The organism is Timonella senegalensis JC301, from assembly GCF_000312125.1.
In the GTDB taxonomy this organism is placed as follows: Bacteria; Actinomycetota; Actinomycetes; order Actinomycetales; family Cellulomonadaceae; genus Timonella; species Timonella senegalensis.
The window spans coordinates 123,692-131,968 of record NZ_HE978641.1 but is presented as its reverse complement, the minus strand read 5'-3'; the positions used below and the strand labels follow the sequence as shown (position 1 = coordinate 131,968).

At 59.6% G+C, this 8,277-nt stretch carries 6 protein-coding genes, 5 tRNA genes and 2 pseudogenes; 11 read left to right on the top strand and 2 right to left on the bottom strand.

From position 1 onward, the window contains the following. The 4 genes and pseudogenes from HGSM_RS00660 to htpX all read left to right on the top strand — a co-directional run. Positions 1–351, top strand: a pseudogene (locus HGSM_RS00660) (hypothetical protein); the annotation flags it as partial. Between the two features lie 150 nt (positions 352–501). Then, positions 502–981 (top strand): hypothetical protein, encoded by a 480-nt coding sequence (locus HGSM_RS00655; RefSeq protein WP_019146807.1) that lies wholly within the window; start codon positions 502–504, stop codon positions 979–981. 220 nt (positions 982–1,201) lie between these two features. Further along, on the top strand, positions 1,202–2,587 hold the full coding sequence (locus HGSM_RS00650; protein ID WP_040594355.1) for an FAD-dependent oxidoreductase: 1,386 nt from the start codon (positions 1,202–1,204) through the stop codon (positions 2,585–2,587). 212 nt (positions 2,588–2,799) lie between these two features. Further along, positions 2,800–3,678, top strand: a pseudogene (gene htpX, locus HGSM_RS00645) (zinc metalloprotease HtpX); the annotation flags it as partial. A 1,499-nt stretch (positions 3,679–5,177) separates the two neighbouring features. On the opposite strand, the gene HGSM_RS00640 reads toward htpX, so the two are convergent. Together HGSM_RS00640 and HGSM_RS00635 are read right to left on the bottom strand one after the other, a co-directional pair. Then, the gene (locus HGSM_RS00640) at positions 5,178–6,008 is read right to left on the bottom strand and encodes an HAD family hydrolase (protein WP_040594203.1); all 831 of its coding nucleotides are present in this window, start codon (positions 6,006–6,008) and stop codon (positions 5,178–5,180) included. Beyond that, positions 6,009–6,503: a YajQ family cyclic di-GMP-binding protein gene (locus tag HGSM_RS00635; RefSeq protein WP_019146803.1), complete on the bottom strand. Its 495-nt coding sequence runs from the start codon at positions 6,501–6,503 to the stop codon at positions 6,009–6,011. Between the two features lie 374 nt (positions 6,504–6,877). On the opposite strand from HGSM_RS00635, the gene HGSM_RS00630 reads away from it, so the two are divergent. The 7 genes from HGSM_RS00630 to rpmG (HGSM_RS00600) all read left to right on the top strand — a co-directional run. Then, positions 6,878–6,959: transfer RNA gene (locus HGSM_RS00630), tRNA-Tyr, on the top strand. A gap of 380 nt (positions 6,960–7,339) precedes the next feature. Continuing rightward, positions 7,340–7,411, top strand: a tRNA-Thr gene (locus HGSM_RS00625). A gap of 68 nt (positions 7,412–7,479) precedes the next feature. After that, a tRNA-Met gene (locus tag HGSM_RS00620) sits at positions 7,480–7,553 on the top strand. A gap of 98 nt (positions 7,554–7,651) precedes the next feature. Then, the gene (gene rpmG, locus HGSM_RS00615; RefSeq protein ID WP_040594352.1) at positions 7,652–7,822 is read left to right on the top strand and encodes a 50S ribosomal protein L33; all 171 of its coding nucleotides are present in this window, start codon (positions 7,652–7,654) and stop codon (positions 7,820–7,822) included. A gap of 21 nt (positions 7,823–7,843) precedes the next feature. Continuing rightward, positions 7,844–7,915, top strand: a tRNA-Thr gene (locus tag HGSM_RS00610). Between the two features lie 83 nt (positions 7,916–7,998). Next, positions 7,999–8,072, top strand: a tRNA-Met gene (locus HGSM_RS00605). Between the two features lie 87 nt (positions 8,073–8,159). Next, positions 8,160–8,277, top strand: a 118-nt coding sequence (gene rpmG / locus HGSM_RS00600) for a 50S ribosomal protein L33 (protein ID WP_019146801.1), incomplete at its 3' end; no start/stop codon positions are given.

Sequence of the window (8,277 nt, the reverse complement as noted above, 5' to 3'; positions counted from 1 at the left end):
GAAACCGGTGAGCAGACGATTGGAATGATCAACTTCACGCTTAGCCAGAAGCAGCTCATCGTGGCGCTGTGTGAGCCGATGCTTAAGCGCGAGGGGACAGGCTTCACGGAGATTCCATCAACCGCAGATGCGGCTCGCAGGCTCGGCTGGGCGATCACCCGGTTTAACCGCAAACTCGATAACGTGTGCGACAAGCTAGACCGCATGGGAGTCAAGGGTCTACGAGGTGGACCCAAGCAGCTCGCTACGAACCGGCGCGCACGCTTGGTCGAGTATGCGGTGACCACCCGCCTAGTTACGGCCGAGGACCTTCCCATTCTGGATCTCGTAGATGACGAGCCACAGCAATAACTGAGCGTGGACAGTCGCCGCTGTGCGCACTACGCGCACTCGACACTTTCTCTGCCAACACGCGAGGGCCGCTTCACTGTGTGGAGCGGCCCTCGCGTGTTCGAAGCTCATAGATTTGCACTTTTGCGTGTCGGCGACTGAAATGAAGAAATGGCAATCACTCACTCTTTTCCTTCTGAGGCGTTTCCAGCATTCCCCCGACTTCGCCTCGAGAGCCCCGATGGGTGGGTTTCTCTAGCCGCTGTCGGTCTCCCGCTCGCTGTGGCTAAGGAGGTGCCGGCGGGCCAGTTTCGCCCGAACGTTCTCGTAACCACGACCCGCGTGGGTGCCGGGCATACATTTGAGAAGAGCGTCAAGGACTTAGAAGCCCGACTCAAGGGGCTACCGCGATTCCGAGAGGAGGCGCGTGAAAGCGAAAGCGGTGAGGGCACCGAATCGCTCTGGATCGAGGGCAGATTCTCCGGCGGGCGCGGTGAGATCGTTCACCAAGTTGTGAAGGTCATGGTAATTAATCGCGGTTTTGTATATGACGTGGTCGAAATCACGGGTACGTGTTCAGCATTAACGGGGGACAATGGGAAGGAAGAAATTCGCAGAATAGTCCGTAGCGTGACCGTTGACTGTGACTAGTCGCGTGCCGGACGCTTCACCACTGAGCAGCCCAGCTGCTCGTAGGGACTGATGTTTCGCGAGTTATTGCGGCTTTACAACCTCCCGCTGCGTGGGATGTGTATTCCGTAGGGCGAGGATCCTTGCCACCCTTGAATACGAGTCTGGAAATAGACTTGGGCTATAGAAACGATTGGGCGCAGGCGCGCCCTCCAACACTTACCGGAAGGCACGATTTTCCGTGACTCTCAACCGTCAACTGCGTGTGGCAGTGATCGGAGCTGGACCAGCAGGTATCTACGCCTCAGACATTCTGTCTAAGACGGACCTGGACGTGTCCATTGACCTGTTCGATCGACTTCCTGCACCATTTGGGCTCGTGCGTTACGGCGTCGCACCAGATCACCCACGCATCAAGCAGATCATCACCGCGCTGTACAAGGTGCTCGATCGTGGAGACATCCGCCTGCTCGCGAACGTCGAGTACGGCGTGGACGTCAAGCTGGAGACGCTGCGCGAGTTCTACGACGCAATCATCTTTTCCACCGGTGCCATCAAGGATGCGGCGCTCGATATCCCAGGTATCGAACTCGACGGTTCGTACGGCGCGGCTGACTTTGTCTCGTGGTACGACGGTCACCCTGATGTTCCGGAGACCTGGCCACTGGAAGCCGAGTCCGTAGCCGTGATCGGTGCCGGAAACGTTGCACTCGACGTTGCACGCATCCTGGCGAAGCACCCGGAGGACCTCCTTAGCACTGAGATCCCAGCAAACGTCTATGAGGGCCTGAAGAAGAGCCCCGTGACTGACGTTCACGTGTTTGCGCGCCGCGGACCCGCTCAGGCCAAGTTCTCTCCACTCGAACTGCGCGAGCTCGGGCACGTTCCTGATGTAGACGTCATCGTCTACCCAGAGGACTTTGAGTTCGACGAGGGCTCGATCGCTGCGATCAACAAGACGAACCAGACCAAGCAGGTCGTCAAAACCCTGACTGACTGGACCCTGAACGACCCATCGACGTTCTCCGCATCGCGCCGCCTGCACCTGCACTTCCTTCACTCTCCAGCCGAGGTACTAGACGCTGACGGTGACGGCAAGGTGGACGGCTTCCGTACCGAGCGCACTGCACTCAACGGCGATGGCACCGTTTCTGGCACTGGTGAGTTCACCGACTGGCCTGTCCAGGCTGTCTACCGAGCCATTGGCTACTGGGGTTCCGAGCTTCCAGAGATCCCGTACGACGACAAGCGCGGCGTCATTTCGAACGAGGAGGGACGCGTCCTCGACATCAACGGCGAGTATGTACAGGGCCTGTACGCCACGGGTTGGATCAAGCGTGGGCCAGTTGGCCTCATCGGGTCCACCAAGTCTGACGCCTCGGAGACGATCCGTCACCTTGTTGAGGATGCCGCTGACCTCGAGTCATTTGCTACCGCGGTTCGCCCCGAGCAGGACGCAATCGTAGAGTTTCTCGAGGAGCGCGGAGTGGACGTCATTAAGTGGACTGGCTGGCAGTTGCTTGACGCCTACGAGCGTAAGTTGGGAGAGGCCGAGGGCCGCGAGCGAATCAAGGTCGTTTCCCGTGCGGAACAGATCGACATTTCGTTGGGTCGTCGCGAGGGCTAACACGCGGAGTCACAACGCTGGGGCAACCCGAACGTGAAAGCGTAGGTGTTCCAATACGTAGGAATCACCCACGAAGGGCGGGAGAGCAGAAGCTCTCCCGCCCTTCTTTCGTACTACGCTGGCAATGTGATCCACCACAGGCGTGGGAACTGGATTCTGAGTTCACACGTTTAACCCTGTACCGAACAATGGTGCTGTACAAGGAGATAGTCATGGGCACTCGACACTTCAACGGTGTGAAGACCGCGGTCCTCTTTGGTTTGATGTGGGCTGTACTCATCGGTATTTGGGGGCTGGTGGGTAACCGTAGCGTTGGGTTGCTCCTCGCGTTCTGCGGTATCGGGCTGGCCATGACGGCGTACTCCTACTGGAACTCCGACAAGATCGCGATCCGTTCGATGAGGGCTCGCCCCGTCACGGAGATCGAGCAGCCGCAGATGTACAAGATCGTGCGTGAACTCTCCAACAGCGCACGTCAGCCAATGCCCCGGCTCTACGTTTCTCCGACGAACAGCCCTAACGCGTTTGCTACCGGACGCAACCCGCAAAACGCCGCAGTGTGCTGCACGCAGGGAATCCTTGACCTCCTTGACGAGCGGGAGTTGCGTGGTGTCCTCGGGCATGAACTCATGCACGTCTACAACCGCGACATTTTGACCTCGTCAATTGCGTCAGCATTTGCTGGAATGATCTCTGCCTTGACCAACGTGCTCTTCATCTTTGGCGGTGACAGGGAGCGTGGGGGAAACCCTCTCGTTGTGATTGCGACTGCGATCTTGGCACCAATGGCTGCGGGACTCATTCAGCTGGCGATTTCCCGAACCCGCGAGTATGACGCCGACCAGGATGGCGCAAAACTCACCGGCGACCCGCTCGCTCTAGCCTCGGCGCTGCGCAAACTCGAGATGGGAACCAACGCAGCCCCCCTTCCGCAAACTCAAGAGTTCGCGGATGTGTCACACATGATGATCGCCAACCCATTCCGTGGGGGTGGCATAGGCAAGATGTTTGCCACTCACCCACCAATGGCTCAGCGCATCGAACGTCTTGAGGCGATGGCAGGTCAGAACCTTCCAGGGATGACTCGTGGCGGGTACTCCACCCCAGGCACGGGCTACTCGGCACCACAAACTGGAAACACGGGATACGGGGTGAATGGCACGCAGGGACAATCGCAGAGGTATGGGGCGGCGGGAACCGACCCACGCGGTTGGGGCTCGCAGCAGTCCGGTTCGGCTGGCGGAGGGTACTCGACCCCGCCGGTTAACCCGTACAACCCGGGGGACACCCGTTCGGACCCGCCTCGATAGCCGTAACAACTGCGCTTCCAATCGCGGGAACAATAGAGCCACAGCGACCCGAAAAGTCCGGTACCGGTATTGTCGGCCAAGCTTCGGAGGCGTCCGCAGTCCGGCAACATCGCCAATGCGGAGAATGCGGCAAGTCACCTGTACCTTTAGGTCATGATTTCGTGGTGGCGCACCGGCGCACTGTCCGTAATTCTTGGATCCTGACTGTGGTTTCTCCTTGTAGCACTGTCCGAACCCTTGCTCGTGGTCCGCACCGACACCATGGATGCCATCGATGAGACTGTGAGCCTTACCAATGGGCTCTTCCTAGCACTCACAGCCGTGTTCTTTCTTCTTCCCGTCGTTCTCTACCTCGACCGTAATATTGGCGCTGTGTGGGCAGTTGCAAATGGCGTAGGAGTCTTGCTCGCCGGGTCGGACCAGTTCTATTCTCCGCAGACGTTTAGCAGGGTTGTGGTTCCAGTCGGGTTGATGATCGCTGCCGGGCTGTTGTTCCTCGTGGTGGCAGCATTGCGGCAGGCGACGGTGCGCACATTCCTCTCCGGCATGACCCCAGGGGCAGCACCGAACCTCTCCCTTTCCCGACGCGAACAGAGGAAGTTCCTCGGATCTCGCACGGATATCTCGATCACCACAGTGGCCGCTGCACTGATCGCTCTGGCCTCGGCCGGATACGGGGTGTACGAGATCGCCAACGCCGCAGAGCAGCGTGCAGGGGGCGCTCTCGTTCAAGGCAAACTCATCAGTGAGGACGACGACCAGGGCGCCGTGTACTCAGTTGAAGCGAACTGGAAAGCGCAGTGCCGGATGGCCTACGTCGAGGGGGTATCAATCGGGGATACCGAGACGGTGCTCTTTAACCCAGAGACAGGATGGTGCGAGCAGGCCTCGTCTCCATTTGAGCCTTTCGCTCCATTCTTCGTGACAGTCGCCGCGATGGGTGTTCTTGGAGTGAGGCAGCTGAGGTATTCGCGGCGGCGCGCGGCGTTCGCCTCGGCCTTCACCTCGCCAACCGCAGTAGAAGTCTCGATTGCAGAACTTGAGGGCCGGCAGTTTATGCATCGGCCTGTGCGCGCGGTACAGTTCCTCAGCGACGACGATGGCTGGCTTGAATCACGGTTGGACCCTTATGTCTCGCCGTGCCTAGGCGTGGCAGAAAAGGGCGACGCCCTCCCCTTCGCAGAACTGCCTCAGGTTCGGGCGAGAAAGCCTTCATGGTCGCCGAATTGGTTGGGCTCTCCCGAAGGTCCGGTCCCAAGCCGTGACAAGTTGGGCTCACTTCAACCTACGCGTAGGCGCTCAACGACCCGCTCGAGCGCCACAGCAACGCCGTCCTCGTCGTTCGACAGCGTCTGGCGGTCTGCGGCTGCCTTGGCGTCAGGGTGGGCGTTGCTCACCGCGATCCCCACTCCTGCCCATTTGAGCATTGGGATGTCGTTCGGCATGTCTCCGAACGCCCACACCTCACTGGGGGAAATGCCGTGCTTGGATGCCCAGTTTGCTAGGGCCGCGGCTTTGGTCACGCCGGGTGGGCTCAGCTCCGCCAAACCATGGGCACCTGAGTAGGCGAGATGAGCGCGGGAGCCGACTATATCGTCGATAATTTTGAAGAATTCTTCATCTTTCAAGCCCGGGTGGCGGGCAAGCAACTTGCCAACCGGCGCGTCTAACGCGGTCTCCACCGGCGCAAAGAACGACTCTGAGCCATACGACTTGTCGGTGTGGAAATGGGGGTCAAAGACCGCGCCCGTGGGGCGTTCTGACGCGAAGGCGATCCGGGGGAGCGCCGCACGCAGGTCGGCGACGATCTTCACGAAATCGGGTTCGGAGAACCCGCGGACCTCGCTCGCACCGCCCGTCTCAAAGTCGTACACCATCCCACCGTTGAGACAGATGGCGGAGCCATGGCGGCCCACCGCATCCGCGAGCGGATCCATCCAGCGGGGCGGACGGGCCGTCACAAAGAGAACGTGTACTGCGTGATCTTCAAGTTCACGCAGTACACGCCCAGTAAAGGGGGAGATGGTGAGGTCCGAGCGCAGGAGCGTGCCGTCGAGGTCCGTTGCAACCAAGCGGGGAAGGGGCAGGGCGGGCGTCACCGTACTCTTCACTCAGCGGTAGTTGGTGAACTGAACCGCAAAGTCGAGGTCAGCGCCCTTGAGGAGGGCCTGGACCTCCTGCAGGTCGTCGCGCGACTTGGAGGTTGCACGAACCTCATCGCCGGTGATCTGCGTCTTGACCGACTTGGGGCCTTCCTCGCGGATGATCTTGGTGACCTTCTTGGCGTTCTCGCCTGCGAGGCCCTCCTTGAGGACACCCTCGAGGCGGTACTCCTTGCCGAACGCCTGTGGTCCGCGGTCGCCGGTGTCAAAAGCCTTGAGCGAGACTCCACGCTTGATCAGTTTGGTCTGGAAGACGTCGAGGATTGCCTCAACCCGCTCCTCCGAGTTTGCGACCATGACGATCTTCTCGCCGGACCACGAAATGGAGGCTCCAACGTTCTTGAAGTCGTAGCGCTGGGAGATTTCCTTGCCAGCCTGGTTCAGTGCGTTGTCGACCTCTTGGCGGTCGACCTTCGAGACAATGTCCATTGATGAATCTGCCATGATGGCCTCCTTTTCTCGGGGGGAATTCCTCTGAAATACACCGTACCTAACCTGGCCGCGAATTACCGCCGATTCGCCCGCCTCCGGTGCCGGTTCCGCTCAAAGCCAATAGGGCAGGGCAACTCGGATTGGGTGGGCCGCGGCGGGGCGAGAGTGACGCGGCGAACATTTTTGGTTGGTGGGTGTGGGGACGTGCTCAGTGGAACAGCTGCCCGCAGGATCCGCATAGATCCGCAGATCCTGGCCGATTGCCGCGGAAGTTTGCGGCTGAGAATGGTGCGGTGCGCTGGATTTTTGTTTTCGCGATCTACCTAGTATTGTTAAACCTGCTCGCCAAGAGAACGGCCTAAAAGCCCGAACTCATGGAAGCGCCCGGCAGTTTGCCCGAGCGGCCAAAGGGAGCTGACTGTAAATCAGCCGCGTTACGCTTCGGGGGTTCGAATCCCTCAACTGCCACAAATGGCCCCACGGTTTTCCGTGGGGCCTTTTGCGTTCCTAGGCGCCTTGCGGCGCCCGCCGCACACTGCCTGATTCTCGACGATTGCCTCACATCCTGCGCGAGCTACGCGCTGGAGGGTGGCTGGGTTGGGAAGGAACTGCATGGCTCCTGCCGTGGGAGAGCCCGATTCCGGGCCGATTGCGGTGGTGTCGTAGGGGGTGGCAGCGCGTGGCGCGGCTTCTCCTGGCCGCCTCGCTTACGCAGCCGTCGCTCGGTGATCGTGGGCGCTGATTCCAGTGACGAGCGGGCCCGTTTCTGCCCGTCAGGCAGGGTGATTACCATCACGCACCCAAGAATTTTGTATACCGGGTTGCCAGTGTGTAGTCTTTTCTGTGTTGCCCCCGTAGCTCAGTGGTAGAGCGCCATCTTGGTAAGATGGAGGTCACGAGTCCGATTCTCGTCGGGGGCTCTGATGGCGTCAATTTGGTTAAGCATTCGCTTACCAGTTGAAGTCATCTGAAACCACGGTTTCATTGCGGCGGGATAGCTCAGCTGGTCAGAGCGCACGGCTCATAATCGTGAGGTCGCGGGTTCGAGCCCCGCTCCCGCTACGTAGTAAGTAATGTGCAATCGCACATTTTGTTCAATGCCTTGCAGGAAACGCTCGGCTATTAACTGCGCCGCAGTGCGGCGCGTGAGGTGGAAGATCGTGGCTAGCAAGAGCGCAGACGTTCGCCCAAAGATCACGCTCGCATGCGTGGACTGCAAGGAACGTAACTACATCACCAAGAAGAACCGTCGCAACAACCCAGATCGCCTGGAGCTTGCAAAGTTCTGCCCACGTTGCGGAAAGCACACCGCACACCGCGAAACCCGCTGATTTAGCGCGAGGTTAGCAACTGCCCCCGTAGCTCAGTGGTAGAGCGCCATCTTGGTAAGATGGAGGTCACGAGTCCGATTCTCGTCGGGGGCTCTGTTGATGTCTGGTGCCGTCTTATGGCATAATTGATCGCTGTTGTGGTTCTGGCATCGCTGAAGGCTTCAAGCCTTCGATGCGGCGGGGTAGCTCAGCTGGTCAGAGCGCACGGCTCATAATCGTGAGGTCGCGGGTTCGAGCCCCGCCCCCGCTACATAATCACTTAAGCTACGCACGCTGATGTTCAGCGTGCTTTTTGTACGATACAGCGCCCCAATGGGGCGCGAGAGGTGGCACAACCATGGCAAGCAAGAGCGCCGACGTTCGCCCAAAGATCACGCTTGCATGCGTGGACTGCAAGGAACGCAACTACATCACCAAGAAGAACCGTCGCAACAACCCAGATCGCCTGGAGCTTG